The following is a 21,773-nucleotide window of genomic DNA, read 5'->3' as shown; positions in this document are numbered from 1 at the left end:
GAGGCCGTTTCCCCCTGCCGGCCGCAGGAGTCGCTTGTGCATCTGTTGATCGCTGCCGCCGGAAGCGGTCGTCGCATGGGGGGCGACCGCAACAAGTTGTTGTTGCCGCTGCGGGAACGTCCCGTTCTGGCTTGGACGCTTGAGGCTGCCTTAAAGGCGGAGACGGTCGGCTGGATCGGCATCGTCGGGCAAGAGATCGATCGTGCGGCGATTGAGGCCCTGATCACTGAGGCCCAGCCCCTGGCACTCGCCAAACCGATTCATTGGATCGAAGGAGGCAGCACGCGGCAGCAATCAGTGCTGCGTGGTCTGGCTGGGCTGCCTGAAGAGGCCTCCCATGTGTTGATTCACGATGGGGCCCGTTGTCTGGCGGAGTCGGCCCTGTTCGACCGCTGTGCGCAGGTCGTGCTCGAAGGTGAGGCAGTCATCGCTGCTACGCCGGTGACCGACACGATCAAACGGGTCGATGATCAAGGCTGCATCACTGCCACACCAGATCGCTCCGAACTCTGGGCTGCCCAGACACCCCAGGCCTTTGCTGTGGATCAGTTGCGCCAAGGGCATGCGGAGGCCCTTCGGCTTGGCTGGGAAGTCACCGATGATGCCTCGCTGTATGAACGACTCGGTTGGGATGTGAAGGTCTTGGATGCTGGCCCCGCCAACATCAAGGTCACCACTCCTTTTGATTTGATTGTTGCCGAGGCGGTGCTGTCGTTTAGAGAAGCCTGAGGTGTCCGCGGTCACCATCCAGACAGGCCTCTCTCCCGATCGGTAGGGCGGCGTTGCCACCCGGACCATGCCCCAGTGGCAGGTCGGCCACAACGGGAATGCCCAGATCGAGGCTGCGCTCCTGCAGCACCTCCGCACAAGCGAATCCATCGCTGTCCTCGTCGTCCTCGCAGCCGCTGAAACGTCCGAAGCCCAGGCCAGACAGCTTGTGCAGTGCACCGGTCAGGCGCCAGTGGGTGAGCATGCGATCGATCCGGTAAGGACTCTCCCCCACGTCTTCAAGGATCAGGATTGCTCCGCTGAGGCCTGGCATGTGGGGGCTCCCTAGTAAATGGGAGGCCACGGTGAGATTGGCTGCGATAAGGGGCCCCCGTGCTGTGCCGCTAGCCCAGCTGATGCCCTGTAGGTCAGGCAGTGGCTGCCCGAATAGCAGATCTTTCAGCCGCTGCTGGCTCCAGTCCGGTTCAGCCGCCAGGGTGCTCAGCAGGGGGCCGTGAATGCTTCCATCAAGCCCTGCGCTGAAGCGAGCCAGCAACAGGGCGGTCACGTCGGAGAAGCCCAGTAGCCAGCCTGGTCGCCAATGGATTGGCTGTTCCAGCAGGCGTGCTGCCCCCCAGCCACCGCGTGCACAGGCCAGTAGTGGTGCTGCCGGCACGGGGTGAAGGTCGTTGCGACGTTCGTGGTCTTCTCCCGCTAAGTAGCCCCACCGACGCCGAGGGATTCCAATGGGATCCGTTTTCAGGCCCCAGCGACTGAGCACCTCCAGGCCCTGGTAGAGCGCTTCGGGGTCATCAAAGGCTGAGCTGGCTGCCACCACATGGACGGCGTCGCCCTTGCGAAGAGGCGCGGTGAGTCCGCTCATCCTTGTAGCCCGCCCAGCACGAGGCCAAACAGCAACAGCCCCCCCAGCCAGACCTGATGTTTGAAGTGTCGGCCGTAGACCGACATCGGCTGCTGGCTTAGACGCTGCAATCGCCTGGGCTCGAGCACCATGGCGGTTGCCGCCACGCACCAGCAGGGCCAGAAGGCAGCCCCCACACCTGTCTCGATGGCGGCAGCCCCCAAGGCCAGCACAGTGAGGGAATAGCAGGCGGTCACGACTGGCACGGAGGCCTTGCCGAGGGTGAGGGCGCTGCTGCGCAAGCCAAGACGACGGTCATCGATCCGGTCGGCCATGGCATACACGGTGTCAAAGCCGAAGGTCCAGGCCATCGTTGCCAGCCAGCACAGCCACAGGGCTGGTGTGGCGGTCAGCTCTCCTTCAGCCGCGGCCCAAGGGATCAACACGGCGAAGCCCCAGCAGAGCGCCAGAACGGCTTGAGGGAAGGGGAACCAGCGTTTCGCTGAGGGATAAAGCAGGATCGGTGGCAGCGCCAGCAGGGCCAGCACAAGGCAGAGGCCGCGTCCCGTTGCTGGAAGGGCTAGCACCACAACCAGGCTGATCAGCAGCAGCGCCAGTAATGAGGCGATGGCCACCGATAACGGCAGGCCTCCTCGGGCCAGAGGACGGCCTTTGGTGCGCTCCACCTGGCGGTCGATGCGTCGGTCCCAGAGGTCATTGGCAATGCACCCTGCCGCACTCACGGCGAGACCACCGACGCTGATCAGCAGAACGAGGGAGACTGGTGGTGGAGATTCGGGGGTGAGCCAGAGGCTCCATCCGGCCGGCACTAGCAAAATCAGTCGTCCGCTGGGTTTGTTCCAGCGAAGAAGTTGGATCCAGGCGGCCCAGGCAGGATTGAAGTGGCGTTGTAGTGCGCCGATCACGTTGAGCGGTGTTTCAAAAAACCTTAGGCACTCCTTCCCTTGAGGCGGTGCTTGATGGTCTCTCCATGGACCGATGCCAGAGTGTGAGCGGTTTGCAAGTCTCTGCTGATGGCAGGTGTCGACGCCGCGTCATCTGACAACGCTCAGCGCCAGGGCGTGAGAGAGCTCAGACGCGTCGCCGCGATCGACATCGGCACCAATTCCACCCACCTGTTGGTCGCGGCGGTGGATCCCAGCTTGCGCACCTTCAGCGTTGTGCTGGCGGAGAAATCCACCACAAGGCTCGGAGAACGGGATGCTGCCACGGGACACCTCAGTAAGGAGGCGCTCGCGCGTGGCATGGATGCCCTGCGCCGGTTCACCGATCTGGCCGCCAGCCATCAGGTTGAGCAGATTGTCACGGCGGCCACCAGTGCCGTCCGGGAAGCACCGAATGGCCGTCAGTTTCTCCAACAGGTCAAAGATGAACTCGATCTCGATGTCGATCTCGTCAGTGGTCCTGAAGAGGCGCGACTGATCTACCTCGGGGTGCTCTCTGGCATGTCTTTTGGGGATCGCCCTCACCTGCTGCTGGATATCGGCGGTGGATCCACCGAACTGATCCTGGCTGACGGACGCGATGCCCGCGCCCTGACCAGCACCCGCGTTGGAGCCGTGCGGCTTCAGCGTGATTTCGTTAGGGAAGATCCTCTGCCTCCCAAGGGACAGGCCTTCCTACGGGCTTACATCCAAGGTTCCTTGGAGCCTGCAGTCGACAAGGTTCGGCGGCGCATCAAGCCGGGAGAAACGCCTGTGATGGTCGCCACCAGTGGCACCGCCATGGCGATTGGCGCTCTCGCCGCCAGCGAGGACGACCGTGCTCCGCTGAAGCTGCATGGCTATCGCCTGGATCGTGATCGCCTTGACCGGGTTGTTGATCGATTGGTGACTCTCTCCCCAGAGCAGCGCAAGGGTTTGGCGCCGATCAACGACCGACGGGCCGAGATCATCGTGCCGGGCGCGTTGATCCTGCAGACCACCATGCAAATGCTCGACGTTGAGGAGATGGTGCTGAGCGAAAGGGCGCTTCGAGAGGGCTTGATCGTTGACTGGATGTTGCGTCACGGTCTTCTCGAAGACCGCTTCAGTTTTCAGAGCAGCATTCGCCAGCGCACCGTCATCCATCAGGTACAGCGTTTCGCTGTTGATCAGCAACGGGCGGAACGGGTCGCCAAGCATGCCCTCTGTCTTTATGACAACACCGCCGGTGTGCTGCATCGGGATACCGGTCTGGGACGGGAGTTGCTCTGGGCTGCGGCCATGCTCCATGCCTGTGGTCAGCACATCAACCTCAGCGCTTATCACAAGCATTCCTGGTATTTGATTCGTCACGGTGAGCTGCTCGGTTACTCCGAAACCGAACACTTGATGGTTGCGGCGATCGCCCGCTACCACCGCCGCAGCCTGCCCAAAAAGCGGCATGAAGCTTGGCAGGCACTGCAAACGCGCTCTGAACGCCGCACCGTGTCGGAGATGGCTTTGTTGCTGCGTCTGGCTTCAGCCCTCGATCGACGGCCTGAACCGGTGGTCGATTCGATCCGCGTCAAAACAAAACAGGGGATTCTCTCGCTTGAACTGGTGCCAGAGCGAATGAACCAGAACCTCAGTCTCGAGCAGTGGAGCCTTGAGGGTTGTTCGCTGGTGTTGCAGGAAGCGACTGGTTTGGCTCTGAAGGTGAAGGTGCAGCAGTGATGGGATACCAACGCAGCTGATCGATTGCACCCAAGGGGCCTTGGCTCTGACCGTCATCGTTCACCGTCACCAGATCCGGCCTGCCGGCATAGATCTCAATGCCGTTGCTTGCGTCGAAGGTTTTTTGGGAGTCCACCATGCCTTCAAACAGAAGCTGGCCTTCTCGATCGCGGATAGCGATCCAGCTGGGCTCCTTCGTGAAAATGGTGACCGACTGGTTGCTGCCCCTCGTTGTCGAGGCTTGATCCGTCAGCTCGAGCCCTTGACTGGCCCGCAGCTGAGGGGGTGTTGGCTGGGGCGATGGCAGGGAAGCCGAGGCTGATGGTGGTCTTTGCGGCAGCAAGGGCTGACGTCGGAAGGCGGTTTGGCTCCAGCCCCAACCAGCGGCGACTGCCGCCCCCACGGCCACGGCCACCATTGCGATTCGGATTAAACGTCCGCTCTGGTTGGGTTTTGCACCGGTCTGTCCAGGAGCTTGGGCCGGAGTGGATCTCGCAGTGGAGCGTTTGGACCGTTGGTCGGAGTCCATGCCATCCAGATCGCGAAGGGCGGCGATCAAGGGCTCTGGATCCATCCGTAGCCTGTCGGCAACACGTCGCACCGTGGCGCGAACAAAAACGCTTTCGGCAAGGTTGGCGCGGTCACCGGCTTCAAGAGCCTTGAGCTGTTCATCGCCCATGTGAAGGCCTTCGGCCAGCTGATGAAGGCTCAGGCCCTGGGATTCTCGGGCGGACTGGAGAGCAGCCCCGACCTGTTGAAGACCGGTGAATGATTCTTGCCTGGTCTCGCTGTGGTTGTCGCTGGAGGAATGGTCGACATTCGCCATATCCAAGAGCACGCTCTTTTCGATCAGGCAGAACCTAATGGTAAAGATCGGATTTGTCCTGATCCAATTGATCTAAAAATGTGCTGCTGGGCATCAAGAATCAATGGGCGATACTGGATTCGAACCAGTGACCCCTTCCGTGTGAAGGAAGTGCGCTACCACTGTGCTAATCGCCCGCACGAAGGGATCTTAAACCACCACCGGTGCTTGTTTGTTACCCCTGCTGGGGACGGAATAGATGGTCGTGGCTGGGGGAATAAAGCATGGAACGGCGTCCTTGGCTTGCAAGGGCTGGACTGACGATGTAGAGGGTTGTGCGGATCAGATCTCGCTCTTTGGAGGCCTTCGCCATCGCATTCAGCGGCACCACATCCAGCCACTGATCAGGCCAGCTCACCCGGTAGCCAATCGCTACGGGTGTGTCGGCCGGATAATGCTCGAGCAAGGTGGCCTGCACCTCGTCAACATGACGGGCACTCAGGTAGAGGCAGAGGGATGCTTGGAGGCGGGCCAAGTTCGCCAGTTCTTCGGTTTGTGGCACGCCGGTCCGTCCGCCGGCGCGACTGAGCACGATGGTCTGGACGATGCCTGGAATTGTGAGTTCTGCGCTGAGAGCGGATGCAGTGGCCTGATAAGCACTCAGCCCAGGCACGACCTCAACGCTGATACCGGCATCAGCCAGTCCGCAGACCTGCTCAGACAAGGCTCCATAAAGACAGGGGTCACCGTCATGAAGACGGACCACTCGCAATCCTTTGCGTGCGCGATCAATCATCACTGGCAGCACCTCTTCAAGGGTGAGGTTGCTGGTGCGGATGCGTTCGCAACGTTGCGATGCAAGCGCGGCAATCTGCGGAGAGACCAGTGAATCGGTCCAGATCAGAACGTCGGCTGTTTTGAGTCGGTCTTCGGCGCGTCGGGTCAGCAGATCTGGCGCGCCTGGTCCTGCGCCAACGATGGCAATTCTGCTGGGTGTGGAAGACATGGAAATCAGCCCTGACGGAGGCCCGGATCGGGAAGGGACCGATCGCGTCCATACAGCCACCACAGCCCAGCAGCCGCAAGGGCCATCAGCATCAGGCTCATCAACTGGGCCATGCGCAGTCCGCCATCGCAGAAGGGAGGCATGCCACCCAGGCAGAGGGGATCGATGCGCAAGCCTTCAATCCAGAGACGCCCCAGGCTGTAGGCGAGCAGATACAGGCAGCTGAGAGCACCAGCAGGCAGTTTTAGCGATCCCTGTTTGGCTCGGAGGAACAGCAGCATGAGCACTGCAAAGACCACCAAGTTCCAAAGGGATTCGTAGAGGAAGGTGGGATGGAAGAACTGGGCGTCAGGAAAGAGCCTCTGGACGTTCATCGGAACGGTCTTGATCAGCAGTTTCCAGGGGAGGTCTGTAGGCACTCCGAAGGCTTCGCTATTGAAGAAATTGCCCCAACGACCGATTGATTGACCAAGGGCCACGGATGGCACGAGCACGTCCAATACATCCCAGAAGGGCTGTCGCCTCCAGCGGCAGAACAGAATGACGGCAAGGGTTCCTGCGATTAGGGCTCCATGAATGGCGATGCCGCCTTCCCAGATCGCCAGAGCTTTCAAGGGAGTGGCGGCGTAGTTACGCCACTCAAAAGCGACGTAGTAAAGCCTGGCTCCGATCACCGCTGAGAGCACAAGGATCGGCAGCAGATCACTGATCAGTCCTTGCTCGAGCTGCCGCTGCCTGGCCAGCCAGCTGGACAGGTTGAGGCCGATCAACACGGCCAGGGCAATCAGCAACCCGTACCAACGCAGAGCAAAAGGCCCGAGCTGGAAAAGCTCGGGCCCTGGTGACGTGAACAACGAGAGGAGTGACACAGACCTCAGACGCCTTCAGCAGCCTGCACTTTCTCCACCTGTCTCTTCTTCAGCACCAGCATGATCTGGGCAAGGGCTACGGCAGCAAAGAAGGCGAGCAGGCCGTAGATGCGAACAGGGTTCTGGAGAACCACTTCTGCATCGAGCTGGCCGAAGCCACCCACATTGGGATCATTGGTGAGGGGAGCACCTGCTTCCACTTGATCACCAACTGCAACAGCCAGTTCGGGGCCCACAGGAATGGTCTCAGTGGTGGTGCCTTCAGCCGTCTCAATGGTCACCAAGCTTGCACCGTTGTCGCCAGGCTCAATCGAGGCAATGCGACCCTCAGCAGTGGCGGTGAAGAGGGTGTTGTTGGACTTTTCACCGGTGGGGTAGACCTGGCCACGGCCACGGTTGCCGCCAACGTGGATCTGATATTTGCCGAACTGAATGCTGCTGTCGGTTGCAGGGTCTGGAGACAGGATCGGGAACACGATTTCCTGATTCTGATCTCCGGGGATTGGTCCAACCAGGAGGATGTTGGGTTGGTCGTCGCTGTACTGACTGAAGTAGACCCCTTCAGTTTCTTCTTTGATCTCGTCGGTCCAACGGTCCTGCGGTGCCAGGGTGAAACCATCGGGAAGCATCACCACAGCACCAACTTGGAGCGGTACCTGGCTGCCATCAGCACCGACTTCCTGCAGGCCTGACTGATAAGGAACCTTCACAACAGCTTTGAACACACTGTCGGGAAGCACCGATTGGGGTACCTCAGCTTGGGTGAGCTTGTTGGCGAGGTGGCAGTTAGCGCAAACGATCTTGCCAGTTGCTTCCCGGGGACTGTCGTAGTTCTGCTGAGCCCAGAAGGGGTAAGCCCAGGATGCGGTGGGTGCCGTGAGCACGGCCATGCCCATGATCAGGGCTGCGAGAAGAGGTGAGAGGAGGCGACGCATGGGGGACGAGGAGCGGGGTGGGATGGGAGGACGGCTGGGTTGATCAGGCCCACCAGGGCTTCTCGCCCGTGCGGAAGTCGGTTTCGGTCCACTGGCTCACGAACACGTTGTCGTTCTCGACACTCACGTTCGCCAGGGCCAGAGAAAGGGGAGCAGGACCACGCACCACCTTGCCGGTGGCGTCGTACTGGCTGCCGTGGCAAGGGCACATGAATTTGTTGGCACCGCTGTTCCAAGGCACAACGCAGCCAAGATGGGTGCAGATGGCATTGATGCCGTAACTGCCGATGGCGTCGTCGCCTTCGACGATCAGATAGGTGGGGTCACCTTTGAGGCCCTGCACCAGGCTGCGGTCGCCGCTGGGGTGGCTGTTCAGCCATCCGGAGGCGGTGACAGCGTTGCCAAGTTCATCCTTGGCACTGGTTCCACCACCACTACCTGCGGCCCGGGGAGGGATGAAGTAGTTGGCAACCGGATAGAGAGCACCCAGGGCAACGCCAGTCACGGAGCCGAATGTCAGCAGATTCATGAACTGCCGACGACCCATTCCGGGCACATCGCTCGAGGAGGCTTGGGTCATGGCGGGTGATCAACCGTCACTGAATGGCGATCATTATGGACGCTAAAGGTCCCGTCACACTTTGCGACGACAGGGCTTTACCGATTGTTCTTTCTTGCGATTCCGTGCTTGACGTTCGTGCTGGAGAGGCTCCCAGCCCCTTGACCGTCGATGAGGTGATTGGCTGCTTACAGCAGCGCTGGCAGGCGAGTTACGACCTTCAGCTGGTCGTTCGTAGGGGGCGTCTTTACCTCCATGTGATGTGGGCGTATCTCGAGCAGCAGTCGTTTCCCCTCGACGAAAACGCCTATCGGGAGCACATCGCGGATGTGATTGATGTTGTGAATCGTTTAGCTCAGGCGCAGGTGGTGCGCGAGTGGTTGGCCACGACTCGCGATCGCCCTCGCCTCGGAAAGGCCCTCAGCCTGCCGCTTCAGGGGGGGGAGCGTCTGGAGGAGTTTGTGCTCTGAATCTCTCGGTGAGGGCCACCAGCCCCACACCGATGAGGAACAGCGCCGTGATCGCTCCTGCCAGTAACAGCATTGTGATCGGATCGGTGGAAGGCGTGAGCACTGCTCCAGCCAGGGATGCCGCCAGCACAACCCAGCGCCAGGCCGCCAGCATTGATTTCCAGTTGATCAGCCCAAACAATCCGAGCAGCAGTTGCAGCACAGGCAGTTGGAACGCCAGACCTGTCGCCAGCATCAGCAGCAGCACGAAGTCGAGGTAGCGCTCGATCGACCAGAGCGGTTCCACGACATCGGCGCCATAGCTCACCAGGAAGCGCAGGGCCGCAGGCACGAGTGCCCACCAGGCAAAGGCCAATCCCCCCAGAAACAGCACTGCCGAGCCAGCTACGGCCGGAGCGATGAGGCGGCGTTCATTGCGCGTGAGGCCTGGGAGTACAAAGGCCAGTCCCTGATAGAGCACATAGGGCAGTGCCAGGGTGAGGCCGGCGTAGCCGGCCACCTTGAAGGAGACGAATAGAAACTCCCCAGGTGCGAGTTGGAGAAAATGGATCGAGCCGGCCGGTTCCTCCAGGAGCCGAACCAGCGGCTTCACCGCTACCAGGCAGGCGATCGCTGCCACTACCACCGCAACCAGGCTGCGCAGAACGCGTTGGCGCAGTTCCTCGAGATGGTCCAGCAGAGGCATCTCTTTATCCGCCGGTAGATCCGCCCCTCCGGATCGACCGATCTGGATCGGCGGAGGAGGCGCGAGCGGCTTGGGGATGACGTCCGGCTGATCGATCGGTTCGGGAGGGCTCAGAAAGGCGTGCCTGTGCTTGCTTCAGGCTAGAAGTTCTCCGGCTTGGAGCTGTTGCTCAGCGCGCTCGGGTTCGGCCCAACGCACAGCGCCACCGCGGTGGCGCACTGTGCCTGGCCCAGCCCCAACAATCCGCTGCAGTTGCTCCACCGGCACCATCACTACCGCCACGCGACGGTTGCCGCGTGCTCGGCTGAATAGGGCTGCCAGATCGGCCGCCAGAGTGAGGTCGGCTTCATCCGCCAGGCCGGTAGATGCCTTCAGCACAACGTGGCTGCCGGGGCATTCCTGGGCGTGGAACCAAAGGTCGCCTGGCTTGGCATGGCGCAGGCTGATCCAATCGTTCTGTCGGTGGTTGCGGCCCACCTGGATCGTCAGACCTGCTGGTGAGCGCAGTTCCAAGGGCTGGGGCTGGAGCGCTGGTCGAGGTGCCCCTTGGCGACGGCCACGTCGCCGCTGAGAGGTCAACAATTCCTGCGCCTCGAGACGCAGCTCATTCAGGCGCTCCAACCGCTGCCTAGGGCAGTCCCAGCCTGCAGAAAGCACCTCCTCAAGAAAGGCCTCGCTGCCGTCGATTAAGGCCAGCCGTTGGCGATGGTGGCGCTGCCGTTCCTCCAGCTGAGGCACTGCCCTTCGCAGTTTGCGTGCGCGGCGGTAAAGCTTCTGTGCCTGATCAATCTGGTCGCGACTAGGAGCCGGCAGGCACAACAGGCCATCCGCCTGTTGTTGCAGCTCCGCAGCCGAGTCGGTGGCTTGCATTTTGGTGATCTGATCCAGCAGCAGCTCCTCTTCCCGGCGTCTGGCCTGGAGGAGCTGCTGGCGCAGCTCCTCGCTTTGACGTTCCAGTTCTCGGGCCTGCAGCTGATCGCTGTAGTAGCAACCGAGCGTCAGGCTCAGGGGTGGTTCTTTTTGGGTTGAGGCCGCTAATGGCACTGCGGTCGCTCCCCACACGCGATAGCTATTCGTTGCGGTTGAGATGTGGAGCCTGAAGCTGGCCTCGTCCAGGCAGTGCAACCACTGCTGCCAGCGTCCATGCAGCTGTTCCCATTGCCTCTGATCAATCTCTTGAACAGGAGTGTTGAGAAGAGAGTGGGTCGCAGTGGGGTCATCTGCCGCCAGTTGTCGTGCCAAAGCCGGACTAATGCCCTGGTAGGCCTGGGGCAAGGCTTTGGCGAGGGGAACCGGTAGCAGAGTCAGCCGTTTTCTCCAACGCGCGAAGTCTTCATCCTTCTGCGGTGGACTGCTTTGCAGTGGTGGGGGTGGCACGTAGTCATCCCCGGTGCCGATGGGTCGCACCCGTGATTGATGACCCCTCACCTGGCGGCCCAGAGCGATCACCCGATTGCGTTCATCAAGGAGCAGCAGGTTGCTGTGGCGGCCCATCAGTTCCAAGACCAGATGTCGTTGCACGGGATTGCCAGGCCGGCTGGCAAATCCGAAGCGCACCACCCGTTCGAATCCCTCCTGCTCCATCTCGACCAGAGCGAGCTGGCGAAGACTGTGCTGGCTCTGTTGCGCCAGGGTGCTGCCGCTGCCGTTCCTGGGTGGTGGCGGAATCTGTACCAGCCGAGGGCAGTCGGCTCGCCAGCTCAGCTCAAGCCACACCATGCCCTGCAGCGTGCGGAAACCGAGTTGGAGGGTCTGGCTATCAGGCTGCTGGGCTTTCTCGAATCGACTCGGCAGCACGCGTCCGCGCAGATCGTTCACCACCGCCAGCAGGGTGGTGACGTCCATGACCTGTGGTGAAGGCGTGCCCATCGTTGGGATGGTGGAACCTGCTGAGCAGGATGCCTTCCTACCCTGGGGGGTGACCGGAAGCGATTCATGCCCCTATCCGAGACATGCGCAAGGCTCACGGTGTTGACCGGGCCCAGCGGCGTTGGCAAGGGCACTCTCGTGACCCGTTTACGGGAACGCCATCCTTCGCTGTGGTTGTCCGTGTCTGCGACGACGCGCTCTCCGCGTGAGGGGGAGAAGGACGGTGTGCACTATTTCTTCCATCGTCGAGAGCAATTTGATGCTCTGGTGGCGGAGGGGGGATTGTTGGAGTGGGCTGAATTTGCCGGCAACTGTTATGGCACCCCCCGCCAGCCTGTGGAAGTCAGGTTGGCGGCTGGCTCGCCGGTGTTGTTGGAGATCGAGTTGGAGGGGGCGCGTCAGGTGCGTCGCACCTTTCCTGATGCGCAGCAGATTTTTTTGGCTCCCCCCAGCTTTCAGGTGCTTGAACAGCGCATCCGCGGCCGCGGCACCGATGCAGAAGAGGCGATCCAACGCCGTCTCGCCAGAGCCAAGCAGGAACTGGAGGCTAAGGGGGAATTTGATGCGGTCGTCATCAATGACGATCTTGATGTTGCTCTTGTTGCGCTGGAGAGCCTGATGGGTCTGGCTTGACTTGAGCGGAAGGCTGTTGTCGATGAAGCTCGTTGTCGATGAAGCTCGTTGTCGATGAAGCTCGTTGTCGATGAAGCTCGTTGTCGATGAAGCTCGTTGTCGATGAAGCTCGTTGTCGATGAAGCTCGTTGTCGACACTGCTCTTTGCTGCTCAACCCGTGCTGCCGCCTAGGACTGTTGAAGCGATGAAAAGGCATCAAAAAAGGAGGCCAACAAAGGCCTCCTTTTTTGATGGATTGTTCTCCAATCACATGGGGTGGAAAAGGAGATCAGGGAAGAAGCGGTTCCACTCAATCAGGATGCCTGCGGTGAGGGTGAACCAGATTGCTGCAACCACTGGAGCGGTGGTGAGGAATTTCTGCATCGGAATTCAGTTGTTGAAAACGAGTGAAGTGATCTTGAGAGAGGCTCAGCGAGGTGAGACGGTCACCTTGTCGTCGCTTTCAAGCAGCTTGCCGCTGGTGAATTCGCCGAAGGCAGCCAGAGGCCAGGAAGCAGCAGCGATACAGCTCTTAAGGGCGAGCTTGAGATCGATCTGGATTTCCTTGGTGTATTGCTCTTTGGTGCCACGGGTGGCTTTGAGATACTCACGCCCGGCCCAGCCGATGCATCCGGTGATGTAGAGGAACATCAGGCCGGGATACACGAAGTCACCAGCGTGGCTAAAGCGGCCATCAACAATCAGGTGGGGAAGACCGTCTTCTCCACAAACTGCTTGGCTGTACATCTCGAAGCGGGCTTTGGCCTGCGGGGTGGCAGCTGCACTGGCACGCTGCTGGAAACGGGCACTTTCGGAGCAGGGAGTCAGACCTGCCACATCAGCCTTGGCAACTGGGGCGAAGCCGAAGACAAGAAGGGCCGAAAGCGCAAGGGCAAAGAGACGACGCATCGGAAGGATTCCTGATTAAGCCTGCCCCGAAACGGCAGGATGTCACATGCGGACACTAGGGGAGGCTCCCCAACCAAATGACAACGGTGCTGGCCCTCGAAACAAGTTGTGACGAGTCAGCTGCTGCGATCGTGCGCCGGAGCGGCAGAGGAATGGAGGTGCTTGCCCATGGCATCGCCTCCCAGGTTGAGGAGCATGCCCAGTGGGGTGGGGTGGTGCCGGAAATTGCATCGCGCAGGCATGTCGAAGCCTTGCCTCATCTTGTGGAGGCAGCCTTGTCAGAGGCTGAGGTGGACGTTGATCAGCTCGATGCGGTGGCGGCCACCGTGGCTCCGGGGCTGGTTGGTGCCCTGATGGTTGGTTCGGTGACAGCGCGCAGCCTGGCGGTGTTGCACCAACGGCCGTTTCTTGCGATTCACCATCTCGAGGCCCATCTCGCTTCAGTGCAACTAGCGCCCGATCCACCCAGGCCTCCTTATTTGGTGCTGCTGGTGAGCGGAGGCCATACGGAACTGATCCGTGTCGATGCTGATGGAGGGATGCTGCGGCTCGGCCGCAGTCACGATGACGCGGCTGGTGAGGCCTTCGACAAAGTGGCCCGTTTGCTGGGCCTGGCCTATCCGGGAGGGCCTGCGATCCAGGCGTTGGCAGAAACAGGGGATCCACGCCGCTTCGCCTTGCCCAAGGGGCGTGTGAAGCGGCCAGAAGGGGGCTTTTATCCCTATGACTTCTCTTTCAGTGGCCTGAAAACAGCGATGCTTCGCCAGGTCGAGGCATTGCGAGATCAGTTTGATCCGCTGCCTCTGGCTGATCTGGCTGCCAGTTTCGAGCAGGTGGTGGCGGATGTTCTGGTTGACCGCAGCCTGCGCTGTTGCCGCGAGCTTGGCCTCTCTCGCCTGGTGATGGTGGGGGGGGTGGCGGCTAATCGTCGTTTACGGAGCCTGATGCAGCTCCGAGGCGGGAAGGACGGCGTCGCCGTGTGTTGCGCGCCGCTTGCTTACTGCACGGACAACGCCGCCATGGTTGGAGCGGCCGCTGTGCAGCGTTTGTCTCTGGCGCCCCAAATGAGTTCGATCTCGCTAGGGGTCTCGGCCCGCTGGCCGCTCGATCAGGCTTCTGCTCTGCAAGCGGAGGCGCCGCCGTTCTGAACAGATTTTCCTTAAAGTTGTTATCAACAAAATTGCGGGCCGCCCCATGGCAACTGAATCCGCTCCCGATGGCACTTCTCTCCTGGAAGAGGTTCCCAGTGATGAACTCAATGCTTGGCGTCGTGGCATTACTCCGCAGGCGGAGATCTGGAATGGCCGACTGGCCATGCTCGGTCTGTCGGTCGCCCTTGTTGTGCTTCTGATCGTGCGCCTCTTCAGCAGCGGTTTGTCCTGAAAGGCTGCATTGCTTCAACTCCTGCCTCTTAGGGCCTGAGCCAGTTCGTTCGGTTTGAGACTGACAGCGATTGCAGCTTCACCATCCACCCGGCCAGCCTCCACCAGGGCTTGTAACGACTGGTTCATCGTGACCATGCCATCAAAGCCGCTGCGCTCCATGATTTCCTCAACCTCATCGAGAGCACCCCGCTGGATGTAGTCCCTGCAGGCGTCTGTGTTGATCAGGATGTCGTGATAAGCGGCGCGTTTGGCATCTGTCGAGCGGATCAGTCCCTGGGCGATCACACCCAGTAGCGATTCCGACAGGGCGCGACGCACACTCTCTTGTTCATCCGGTGGGTACATGCCAAGCACCCTCTCCACTGTTTTGACGGCGGAATTGGTGTGCAGGGTGCCGAACACCAGGTGACCGGTTTGGGAGGCTTCGAGGGCTGTGCTCAGGGTTTCGCGATCTCTGATCTCACCCACGAGGATCACATCCGGGTCTTCCCGCAGCGCTGCCCTTAGGGCGTTGTGAAATTTCAGCGTGTGTTGGCCCACCTCCCGATGGCGGATGAGCGATTGTTGGCTCTGGTGGACGAATTCCACCGGATCCTCAATCGTCAGGATGTGGCGTGTCTGGTGCCTGTTGATCCAGTCGATCATTGCGGCGAGGGTTGTGCTCTTGCCAGAGCCGGTGGGACCTGTCACCAGTACCAAGCCTTTCGGACGGGCGGCCAACCCCTGCAGCACCTCAGGAAGCCGCAGTTGTTCCAAGCTGAGGATCGTCTGGGGGATCAGCCGCAACACCATGGCCGGGCCTCGCAGTGAGTCCAGCAGGTTGATCCGCACCCTGACGAAGGGGAAGGCATGGGATCCATCGAACTCTTTCGTGGTGGTGAAGGCGTCAATCTGCTGCGGACTGAGGATTTCTTGCAGCCAGGCTTGAAATACTGCGGCGGTTGTCTCAGGCCACTCGGTGATCACCATCTCGCCGCGGGCCCTGAAGCGCGGCTGTTCCCCCACCCCCAGATGCACATCGGAGTGTCCGGCGTCGTAGGCGATGCGCACGATCGCCTCAAGGCTTGGACCACCGTTTGGCCCGGAGTTGGTCGCTGCTTGAGAGGGAGCGACCTGCGCTGCCGGGGTCCCCAAGGGTGTGGCTTGCTCCGAGGTTGCCTCGCCAAGGCTGCCGCTGTTGTCCTGGTCCGCGACCGGGCGCGGCGGAAGCGGTGGGAAGCCTGGAGGAAAAACCGGACTGGTCACTGTGTCAGCAGAGCCTGATCTCTTCAGCTTCGCCATGGCTGTGGATCTGGCAAGCAGGAATCGCTCTTAAACTGAGGCGACCGTTGAGGGATGTATGGCTGGGAAGCCCAGGGTGACGATCGTGCTCGGCACCCGTCCTGAGGCCATCAAGCTCGCTCCGGTGATCCAGGAGTTTCAGGCCTGTGCACTGTTGGAGACCCGCGTGGTGCTCACGGGGCAGCATCGCGAGATGGTGACTCAGGTGATGGATTTGTTCGGTCTCCGTGCCGACCATGATCTCGATTTGATGGCCCCCCGCCAGACACTCACCCATGTCACATGTGCGGCCCTGCAGGGGTTGCGCGACGACTTTCAGGCCTATCCCCCCGCGTTGGTGCTTGTTCAGGGGGACACCACGACAGCCTTCGCGGCAGCCTTGGCCGCCTTCTACGAACAGATCCCTGTTGGCCATGTCGAGGCCGGTCTGCGCACCGACAACATTCTTGACCCGTTCCCGGAAGAGGCCAACCGCAGGTTGATTTCCCAGGTGGCCCAGCTCCATTTCGCACCCACCCAGCGCTCTGAGCGGAACCTTCAGGCCTCGGGCGTTGTGGGTCAGGTCATGGTCACTGGAAACACCGTGATCGATGCCCTGTTGCGCATGGCTGAGCGTGCGCCTGAGCTCAATGACATGCCGATCGACTGGTCCACTCAGCGGGTGATCTTGGCGACCGTCCATCGCCGCGAAAACTGGGGTGATCGCTTGACGAGCATTGCCGAGGGCATGCTCAAGGTGCTCAACGCTCATCCCGACACAGCCTTGCTGCTTCCGCTTCATCGCAACCCGACAGTGCGTGAACCGCTTCAAGCTCTGCTGGGTTCCCATCCTCGGGTGATCCTCACCGAACCCCTGGATTACGACCGGCTCGTGGCGGCGATGAAAGGCTGCACCCTGTTGCTGACCGATTCAGGTGGTCTCCAGGAGGAGGCTCCCGCCCTGGGTAAGCCCGTGCTAGTGCTCCGTCGCACCACCGAGCGTCCAGAAGCAGTGGATTCCGGCACGGCGCGTCTTGTCGGCACCGATGCCGACACCATCGCGGCCGAGGCGTCGCTGTTGCTCAGCGACCCGCAGGCATACGACGCAATGGCCCGGGCGGTGAACCCCTTTGGTGATGGTCAGGCCAGTGCCAGGATCCTTGAGGCGGCCCGTGCCCTGCTCGCGGTCTGAGCCTCGGCCCTGCGCGACAGCCGTGGTTGGTCGTGCCGCTTTCAGTCGCTGCGGGCGTTATCGCTGGTTGCTGGAGCGGCGCTGGCTCCCCCCCAATCGGATCACACCGGGTGGCCAAGGCCTGAACACCCTCATTTATTGCGGGCTTAATCCATCCCGGGCTGATGCCGGCAGCGATGACCCAACGCTTCGTCGACTCTGCGGTTTCGCCCGTGGCTGGGGATATCAACGCTTGGTGGTGCTCAATCTGTTTGCCCTGGTGACGCCCTCTCCTGCGGCTCTGCGCCGGCACCCGTTTCCCATTGGAGCTGGCAATGATGCTGTGCTGGAGAGCTGGTTACAACGCTGGAGCCTGACCGCCTCTGTGGACCTGTGGTTGGGCTGGGGAGCTCATGGCAGTTTTCAAGGGCGTGATCACTGGCTGCTGGAGCGCCTCGTCTCATTCGCTGCGTTGCGCCGCAGGAGAGGTGCAGCAGCTGCGTTCTGCCTCGGTACAACCCAAGGAGGTCATCCCCGCCACCCTCTCTATCGCCCCGCTTCGGCCATGCCTCAAGCCTGGATTGGAGAGCAGCCGTGCCTGCTGGTGCAGCCTGGGAGCCAGGGTCCTGCTAGTACGGTTCGGCTATGACTCGCACACCGCGCCGTTACGCCGTCTCGCTCCATCTGATCGGTGGGCAGACCGAGAGGGTGCATTTTTCAACTCTGGAGCAGTTTCAGCAGTGGTATCAGGGGTTGGTCAGTGCTGGAGCGGAGTCTGGATTCGTCAATGTGCCTCTGGGGGATCTGGAGGGGGAATATCTCGTGGTGCGGCCGGACGCGGTGATCGGGCTCCGGGTAGAGCCGCAATTCACCTCCATCGATGACGCCTGAGCGTTTGGGTCTGCTCTGGGGTGTCACGGTGTTCGCCGGGGCTTCCGCTCGTCTTCTGGCAGCCCTTTCGGGGTTGCCAGGGGTGGTGCTGCTACTGCTGTCCGGGCTGCTGATCGGCCGTTCTGGCCTTGGGCTTGTCGAACCCCTAGACCTTGGCCAGGGCCTGGCCACAGTCGTGGGTCTGCTGGTGAGCCTGGTGCTCTTCGACGGCGGCCTCAACCTGCGCCTTCCCGGCGACACGATTAAGGCCACGGTCCTGCGCATCTCGGTGATTCGGCTGTTGCTGTCACTTGGTGCGGGACTGCTGGCGGCCCATTGGCTGGCGGGCCTGAACTGGTCGGTGGCGGCGGTCTACAGCGCCATCGTCCTAGCTACCGGTCCCACGGTGGTGACGCCATTGATCCAGCAGATTCGCCTCGCCTCACCCTTGGGGGATGTGCTCGAAGCCGAGGGTCTGGTGCTGGAACCGGTGGGAGCTGTTCTGGCCCTGTTGCTGCTGGAGCTTCTGCTTGGAAACCTTCACGGCTGGCGGGAGCTGGCCATGGGGCTTCTGGCCCGTCTCGGTGGCGGCGTGCTGATCGGTCTTGCCGCTGGCTGGTTGCTGTCTGAGGGACTGCGTCGTCTGCGGCCCGATCCCTCGGTGGGGCTTCGTCTGCAGATCACTCTTGGCGTTCTGTTCTTGATGTTCGGTGCCTGTGAGTGGCTGTTGCCCGAGTCAGGGCTACCGGCTTCCGTGGCGGCAGGCGTGGTGGTGGGCCGTCGTCCCTCCACGCAGGCAGCTCAGCTCGATGAAGTGATCCGTGAACTAGCCCGGCTGGCGATCACCATGTTGTTCCCGCTGCTCGCGGCTGATGTGTCTTGGGCGGAGCTCAGCCCCCTGGGCTGGGGAGGGGTGAGCTGTGTGCTGGTGCTGATGTTGGTGGTTCGCCCTGTGGCGGTCAGCGTGGCCACCATTGGCCTTCCTCTGGACTGGAGACAGCGTTTGTTTATGGGCTGGCTCGCGCCACGGGGCATCGTCACGGCTGCGGTGGCGTCCTTGTTCGCGATCCGTCTAGAGCAGGCGGGTGTGCTTGGCGCCGGTCGGTTGCAGGGCCTTGTGTTTTTAACGATCCTGATGACCGTTGGTCTGCAAGGTCTGACAGCCCAACCGTTGGCCAAGGTTCTGGGTCTGGTGGATCCTGAGCCTGCGGATGCGGCTGGGTCGGAATCAGAGGCAGCGGTTGAGTCGTTGCCGGTCGCAACCGATCCTGGCCAATAGGCTCCAGGTGGTCATCAGATCAGGTCCCTGGAGTCGCCCCAGCAGAGCCGCTCGCAGTGATTTCATCAGCACACCTTTTTTGACGCCGGCAGTTTTTGCTGCAGCTCCGATCATGTCCTGACCGCGAGCAACATCCATCCCGTCCCATGGGGTGGCGTCAAGCAGAACGATGAGAGCTTGAAGGGCATCGCGGGCCCCATTGCTTTCGATCTGAGCCACGGCGTCGCTTTCCAAGGGTGGTTCATCGAAGAATGGCCTTGCCTGGTCAACCCCGTCGTTGAGAAGGGTGAGGGAGGGGCCGAGCAGCTCAGCCAGTGTGACTGCCCAGCTTCGATCATCAGGAAGACTCCAGCCTTGGTCGTGCCAGAGCGGTATCAGTGACTCCAGCAGCTGATCATGGCTCCAGTTGTGCAGCACCTGGGCATTGAGCCAGTTGAGCTTGTCCCAGTCGAAGCGTGCACCAGCCTTGTTGACGCGGTCAAAACTGAACGATGCGGCCGCTTCCTCCAGGGTGAAGCGCTCCTCCATTCCTTCCGGAACGGACCAGCCCAACAGCGTCATGTAGTTGGCCAGGGCCTCAGCGTTGTATCCCATCGAGCGAAAATCATTGATCGAGGTGACACCATCCCGCTTGGACAGCTTGCGACCCTCGGCATTAAGGATGAGCGGTGCGTGGGCAAAGGTCGGTACTGGCAGGCCCATCGCCTCATAGAGCAGGAGTTGCTTGGCGGTGTTGGCGATGTGGTCTTCGCCACGGATCACATGGGAGATGGCCATGGCTGCGTCGTCCACCACTACCACCAGGTTGTAGAGGGGGTCGCCGATCTGATCCGCAGCAGCGCGGCGCGCCACCACCATGTCGCCACCGAGGTCCGCTCCACGCCAGCTCATCGGGCCCCGCACCAGATCGTTCCAGCGGATTTCGGCGGAGTCATCGATACGGAATCGGATCACCGCTTCGCGGCCATCCGCCTGGAAAGCTGCTTCTTGCTCCGGAGTGAGGTTGCGGTGACGATTGTCGTAGCGAGGGGCTTGGTTGGACGCTTTTTGGGCCTCCCTCATGGCCTCCAGTTCGGACTCGCTGGCGTAGCAGCGATAGGCCAGGCCCTTGTCGAGCAGAGCTTGAATCGCGGCGCGGTGCTCGGCAACCCGCTCGCTCTGGATGATGGGTTCCTCGTCCCAGTCGATCCCAAGCCATTGCAGGCCTTCGAGGATGTTTTGCGTGAATTCTGGTTTGGAGCGCTCCTTGTCGGTGTCCTCAATCCGCAACAGGAACGAACCTCCGCTGTGACGGGCATACAGCCAATTGAAGACTGCGGTTCGAGCCGTACCGATGTGAAGAGTCCCGGTTGGGCTAGGAGCCAGACGAACGCGAACCGACACTGTGACGTGGGGCTTTGGAACGGGACCGACGGGATTCGAACCCGCAACTTCCGCCGTGACAGGGCGGTGCTCTAACCGGTTGAACTACGGTCCCAGGTGCACCCACTCAGGAGAATGATCTTCTGCGGTTGCCCTGTGTCGCTTGCACGACCAAGGAAGTATCGACCTCAGCCCGGCCCTCCGTCAACCCAATGCTGAAAACCGGCAAATTATGCGGGTTCCGGATGAAATTGCGCTCAACCTTCATCTCTTGCGGGGATGTGATCGATTAGCTGAATTAATAGTTGGCAGTTAGAGGCTGCGATTTGAACGGCGCTACTCCGCCATGATCACGCTTGATGCACTGCGCATGCTGGATACCACCTACTGGCTGAGGTCAGGGGAGAGAGCTTCACAGCGTCTGCACTGTTCTCAGAGCACGGTGTCGAGAAACAACAGCGAAAGTCTGACCCTCTTCGGTCTTGCCATGGAGCGCGTGGATGGCGAGTGGCAGATGCATGGCGACGTCAATCTGTTGATGATGGAGCGCTTGGTTCATCAGAAAAAGCGCCTGCTTGGGGATTCCGTCTCCCCACCGCTCAGGGTTGAAGCCAATTTCTGGTCGGCACCCTCTCTTTTGGAGCCCATCCCGAAACATTGGGAGGGTGGTACTTGGGATCATGTGGGCATGGAGCGGCCACTACAGCTCTTGCGTGAGCGTGTGATCGATGCCTGGATCGCCAGTTACCAACCAGATCTGCCGGACAGGGATCCCGATCTGTGTGTGATCGATCTCTGCCGATCTCCTGTGCACCTGGTGGCTGCTGTTGATCATCCCCTGGCTGGATGCGGACCACTTTCGGCGTCGGATCTCGATCCGTTTCCCAGTCTTGGCTTGCCATCAGGCATGTTTCCACAGACTGAGGCGATCCTGCGGGGCCATGGCCTCTGGCAGACCCGGGTACGCATGAAGCGCTACCGCCCAGAGCTTTGGCATGGGCGAACTGAGGATCAGGTCACGTTGACCTATGCCACCTGTCTCGCTTTGGAGGTGATGCCAGGCTTGGTTCCTCTGGATTTCAACCTCGGCCTGATCAGCGGTGAATCTCTAGTTGTTCGCCGTGATCTCCTGGAGGAAGTGGTGATTCAGGATCTTCTCCAGCTGCTCATACACCGTTGCGAACTGCTGGCAGAGGACTTCCCTGAGCTGGAGATGGCTCTCAATTGATGAGCAATTAAAAAAGCCCCGCCTGAGGCGGAGCTTCGGGGATAGAAATGACCGTGACGTTGATCGTCAGGGACGGAATCCAGCTGGTTCAATCAGGCGCACCTGATTCCCCCGAGCTGTGAACTCACGGCCTTGATCGCTCTGTACCACGACACGACCACCAGATTTGACGCGGATCACTCGTGCACGAACCCAGCCAAGGGCGGCTGATTCGAGCACCTTCACGACGTCACCAGGTTGAAGATCCAACTCCATGCTCGAACTCAGGAAA

Annotated in this window: 25 protein-coding genes and 2 tRNA genes; 11 read left to right on the top strand and 16 right to left on the bottom strand. The window is 61.0% G+C overall.

The window, feature by feature from the left end; translation table 11 throughout:
• The first annotated feature begins 36 nt into the window (after window positions 1-36).
• Window positions 37-729, top strand: coding sequence for a 2-C-methyl-D-erythritol 4-phosphate cytidylyltransferase (gene ispD, locus SIB72_RS00505; RefSeq protein WP_413745144.1), 693 nt, complete (start codon window positions 37-39; stop codon window positions 727-729).
• On the opposite strand, the gene SIB72_RS00500 is transcribed toward ispD, so the two are convergent.
• Together SIB72_RS00500 and SIB72_RS00495 are read right to left on the bottom strand one after the other, a co-directional pair.
• On the bottom strand, window positions 716-1,591 hold the full coding sequence (locus tag SIB72_RS00500) for a S66 peptidase family protein (RefSeq protein WP_413744267.1): 876 nt from the start codon (window positions 1,589-1,591) through the stop codon (window positions 716-718). The two genes, ispD and SIB72_RS00500, sit on opposite strands and share 14 nt — an antisense overlap.
• A complete protein-coding gene (locus SIB72_RS00495; RefSeq protein WP_413744266.1) occupies window positions 1,588-2,496 on the bottom strand; it encodes a 4-hydroxybenzoate polyprenyltransferase in 909 nt (302 codons plus the stop codon). Before SIB72_RS00495 ends, SIB72_RS00500 begins: the two co-directional genes overlap by 4 nt.
• 108 nt (window positions 2,497-2,604) lie before the next feature.
• Between SIB72_RS00495 and SIB72_RS00490 the strand changes: the two genes are divergently transcribed.
• Window positions 2,605-4,227: a Ppx/GppA phosphatase family protein gene (locus SIB72_RS00490; RefSeq protein ID WP_413744265.1), complete on the top strand. Its 1,623-nt coding sequence runs from the start codon at window positions 2,605-2,607 to the stop codon at window positions 4,225-4,227.
• Here the strand turns inward: SIB72_RS00490 and SIB72_RS00485 are convergent.
• The 6 genes from SIB72_RS00485 to petC form a co-directional block, all read right to left on the bottom strand.
• Window positions 4,139-5,053, bottom strand: coding sequence for a RodZ domain-containing protein (locus SIB72_RS00485; RefSeq protein WP_413744264.1), 915 nt, complete (start codon window positions 5,051-5,053; stop codon window positions 4,139-4,141). The genes SIB72_RS00490 and SIB72_RS00485 overlap by 89 nt on opposite strands.
• A gap of 104 nt (window positions 5,054-5,157) precedes the next feature.
• Window positions 5,158-5,229: transfer RNA gene (locus tag SIB72_RS00480), tRNA-Val, on the bottom strand.
• A 38-nt stretch (window positions 5,230-5,267) separates the two neighbouring features.
• Entirely contained in the window at window positions 5,268-6,038 is a 771-nt protein-coding gene (cobM, locus tag SIB72_RS00475) for a precorrin-4 C(11)-methyltransferase (protein ID WP_115118976.1), read from the bottom strand.
• 5 nt (window positions 6,039-6,043) lie between these two features.
• The gene (gene lgt, locus SIB72_RS00470; RefSeq protein WP_115118974.1) at window positions 6,044-6,892 is read right to left on the bottom strand and encodes a prolipoprotein diacylglyceryl transferase; all 849 of its coding nucleotides are present in this window, start codon (window positions 6,890-6,892) and stop codon (window positions 6,044-6,046) included.
• Window positions 6,893-6,912: 20 nt separating this feature from the next.
• Complete coding sequence (gene petA, locus SIB72_RS00465) at window positions 6,913-7,842, bottom strand: cytochrome f (protein WP_413744263.1); 930 nt, start codon at window positions 7,840-7,842, stop codon at window positions 6,913-6,915.
• A 43-nt stretch (window positions 7,843-7,885) separates the two neighbouring features.
• Window positions 7,886-8,422, bottom strand: a complete 537-nt coding sequence (petC, locus tag SIB72_RS00460; protein ID WP_115018551.1) for a cytochrome b6-f complex iron-sulfur subunit — start codon at window positions 8,420-8,422, stop codon at window positions 7,886-7,888.
• Window positions 8,423-8,526: 104 nt separating this feature from the next.
• On the opposite strand from petC, the gene SIB72_RS00455 reads away from it, so the two are divergent.
• Window positions 8,527-8,871, top strand: coding sequence for a DUF3067 family protein (locus SIB72_RS00455; protein ID WP_413744262.1), 345 nt, complete (start codon window positions 8,527-8,529; stop codon window positions 8,869-8,871).
• Here SIB72_RS00455 and tatC read toward each other — a convergent pair.
• On the bottom strand, window positions 8,822-9,556 hold the full coding sequence (gene tatC / locus SIB72_RS00450; protein WP_115118970.1) for a twin-arginine translocase subunit TatC: 735 nt from the start codon (window positions 9,554-9,556) through the stop codon (window positions 8,822-8,824). The two genes, SIB72_RS00455 and tatC, sit on opposite strands and share 50 nt — an antisense overlap.
• Window positions 9,557-9,691: 135 nt before the next feature.
• A complete protein-coding gene (locus SIB72_RS00445; RefSeq protein ID WP_413744261.1) occupies window positions 9,692-11,425 on the bottom strand; it encodes an NFACT RNA binding domain-containing protein in 1,734 nt (577 codons plus the stop codon).
• A 66-nt stretch (window positions 11,426-11,491) separates the two neighbouring features.
• Between SIB72_RS00445 and gmk the strand changes: the two genes are divergently transcribed.
• Complete coding sequence (gmk, locus tag SIB72_RS00440; RefSeq protein ID WP_413744260.1) at window positions 11,492-12,058, top strand: guanylate kinase; 567 nt, start codon at window positions 11,492-11,494, stop codon at window positions 12,056-12,058.
• 247 nt (window positions 12,059-12,305) lie between these two features.
• Here gmk and psaJ read toward each other — a convergent pair whose 3' ends face one another.
• A complete protein-coding gene (psaJ, locus tag SIB72_RS00435; RefSeq protein WP_007098612.1) occupies window positions 12,306-12,422 on the bottom strand; it encodes a photosystem I reaction center subunit IX in 117 nt (38 codons plus the stop codon).
• Window positions 12,423-12,467: 45 nt separating this feature from the next.
• Complete coding sequence (locus SIB72_RS00430) at window positions 12,468-12,947, bottom strand: Photosystem I reaction center subunit III (RefSeq protein ID WP_115118964.1); 480 nt, start codon at window positions 12,945-12,947, stop codon at window positions 12,468-12,470.
• A 77-nt stretch (window positions 12,948-13,024) separates the two neighbouring features.
• Between SIB72_RS00430 and tsaD the strand changes: the two genes are divergently transcribed.
• The gene (gene tsaD, locus SIB72_RS00425) at window positions 13,025-14,095 is read left to right on the top strand and encodes a tRNA (adenosine(37)-N6)-threonylcarbamoyltransferase complex transferase subunit TsaD (RefSeq protein WP_413744259.1); all 1,071 of its coding nucleotides are present in this window, start codon (window positions 13,025-13,027) and stop codon (window positions 14,093-14,095) included.
• Between the two features lie 46 nt (window positions 14,096-14,141).
• Entirely contained in the window at window positions 14,142-14,330 is a 189-nt protein-coding gene (locus tag SIB72_RS00420) for a high light inducible protein (protein WP_413744258.1), read from the top strand.
• A 14-nt stretch (window positions 14,331-14,344) separates the two neighbouring features.
• On the opposite strand, the gene SIB72_RS00415 is transcribed toward SIB72_RS00420, so the two are convergent.
• The gene (locus SIB72_RS00415; protein ID WP_413744257.1) at window positions 14,345-15,613 is read right to left on the bottom strand and encodes a type IV pilus twitching motility protein PilT; all 1,269 of its coding nucleotides are present in this window, start codon (window positions 15,611-15,613) and stop codon (window positions 14,345-14,347) included.
• Between the two features lie 58 nt (window positions 15,614-15,671).
• Between SIB72_RS00415 and wecB the strand changes: the two genes are divergently transcribed.
• From wecB to SIB72_RS00395, 4 genes are read left to right on the top strand one after another with little or no spacing between them, the layout of a single operon-like run.
• Window positions 15,672-16,784: a non-hydrolyzing UDP-N-acetylglucosamine 2-epimerase gene (gene wecB, locus SIB72_RS00410; protein WP_413744256.1), complete on the top strand. Its 1,113-nt coding sequence runs from the start codon at window positions 15,672-15,674 to the stop codon at window positions 16,782-16,784.
• Between the two features lie 22 nt (window positions 16,785-16,806).
• Window positions 16,807-17,412 (top strand): DUF1643 domain-containing protein, encoded by a 606-nt coding sequence (locus SIB72_RS00405; RefSeq protein WP_413744255.1) that lies wholly within the window; start codon window positions 16,807-16,809, stop codon window positions 17,410-17,412.
• A complete protein-coding gene (locus tag SIB72_RS00400; RefSeq protein WP_115018567.1) occupies window positions 17,409-17,654 on the top strand; it encodes a hypothetical protein in 246 nt (81 codons plus the stop codon). The genes SIB72_RS00405 and SIB72_RS00400 overlap by 4 nt, the downstream gene beginning before the upstream one ends.
• Window positions 17,644-18,912 carry a cation:proton antiporter gene (locus tag SIB72_RS00395; protein ID WP_115118953.1) on the top strand — a complete coding sequence of 423 codons (1,269 nt, stop codon included), beginning with the start codon at window positions 17,644-17,646 and terminating at the stop codon, window positions 18,910-18,912. Before SIB72_RS00400 ends, SIB72_RS00395 begins: the two co-directional genes overlap by 11 nt.
• On the opposite strand, the gene gltX is transcribed toward SIB72_RS00395, so the two are convergent.
• Together gltX and SIB72_RS00385 are read right to left on the bottom strand one after the other, a co-directional pair.
• Window positions 18,862-20,295, bottom strand: coding sequence for a glutamate--tRNA ligase (gene gltX / locus SIB72_RS00390; RefSeq protein ID WP_413744254.1), 1,434 nt, complete (start codon window positions 20,293-20,295; stop codon window positions 18,862-18,864). The two genes, SIB72_RS00395 and gltX, sit on opposite strands and share 51 nt — an antisense overlap.
• A 20-nt stretch (window positions 20,296-20,315) precedes the next feature.
• Window positions 20,316-20,389 (bottom strand) — tRNA-Asp (locus tag SIB72_RS00385).
• Between the two features lie 231 nt (window positions 20,390-20,620).
• On the opposite strand from SIB72_RS00385, the gene SIB72_RS00380 reads away from it, so the two are divergent.
• The gene (locus SIB72_RS00380; protein ID WP_413744253.1) at window positions 20,621-21,502 is read left to right on the top strand and encodes a LysR substrate-binding domain-containing protein; all 882 of its coding nucleotides are present in this window, start codon (window positions 20,621-20,623) and stop codon (window positions 21,500-21,502) included.
• 66 nt (window positions 21,503-21,568) lie between these two features.
• Here SIB72_RS00380 and SIB72_RS00375 read toward each other — a convergent pair whose 3' ends face one another.
• Window positions 21,569-21,757 carry a hyperconserved protein Hcp gene (locus SIB72_RS00375; protein WP_006043540.1) on the bottom strand — a complete coding sequence of 63 codons (189 nt, stop codon included), beginning with the start codon at window positions 21,755-21,757 and terminating at the stop codon, window positions 21,569-21,571.
• Window positions 21,758-21,773: the final 16 nt, after the last annotated feature.

This window comes from Synechococcus sp. MIT S9451 (assembly GCF_047304725.1).
Lineage (GTDB): Bacteria > Cyanobacteriota > Cyanobacteriia > PCC-6307 > Cyanobiaceae > Synechococcus_C.
The sequence above is the reverse complement of the archived record's forward strand: the minus strand, read 5'-3'. Positions and strand labels throughout refer to the sequence as shown.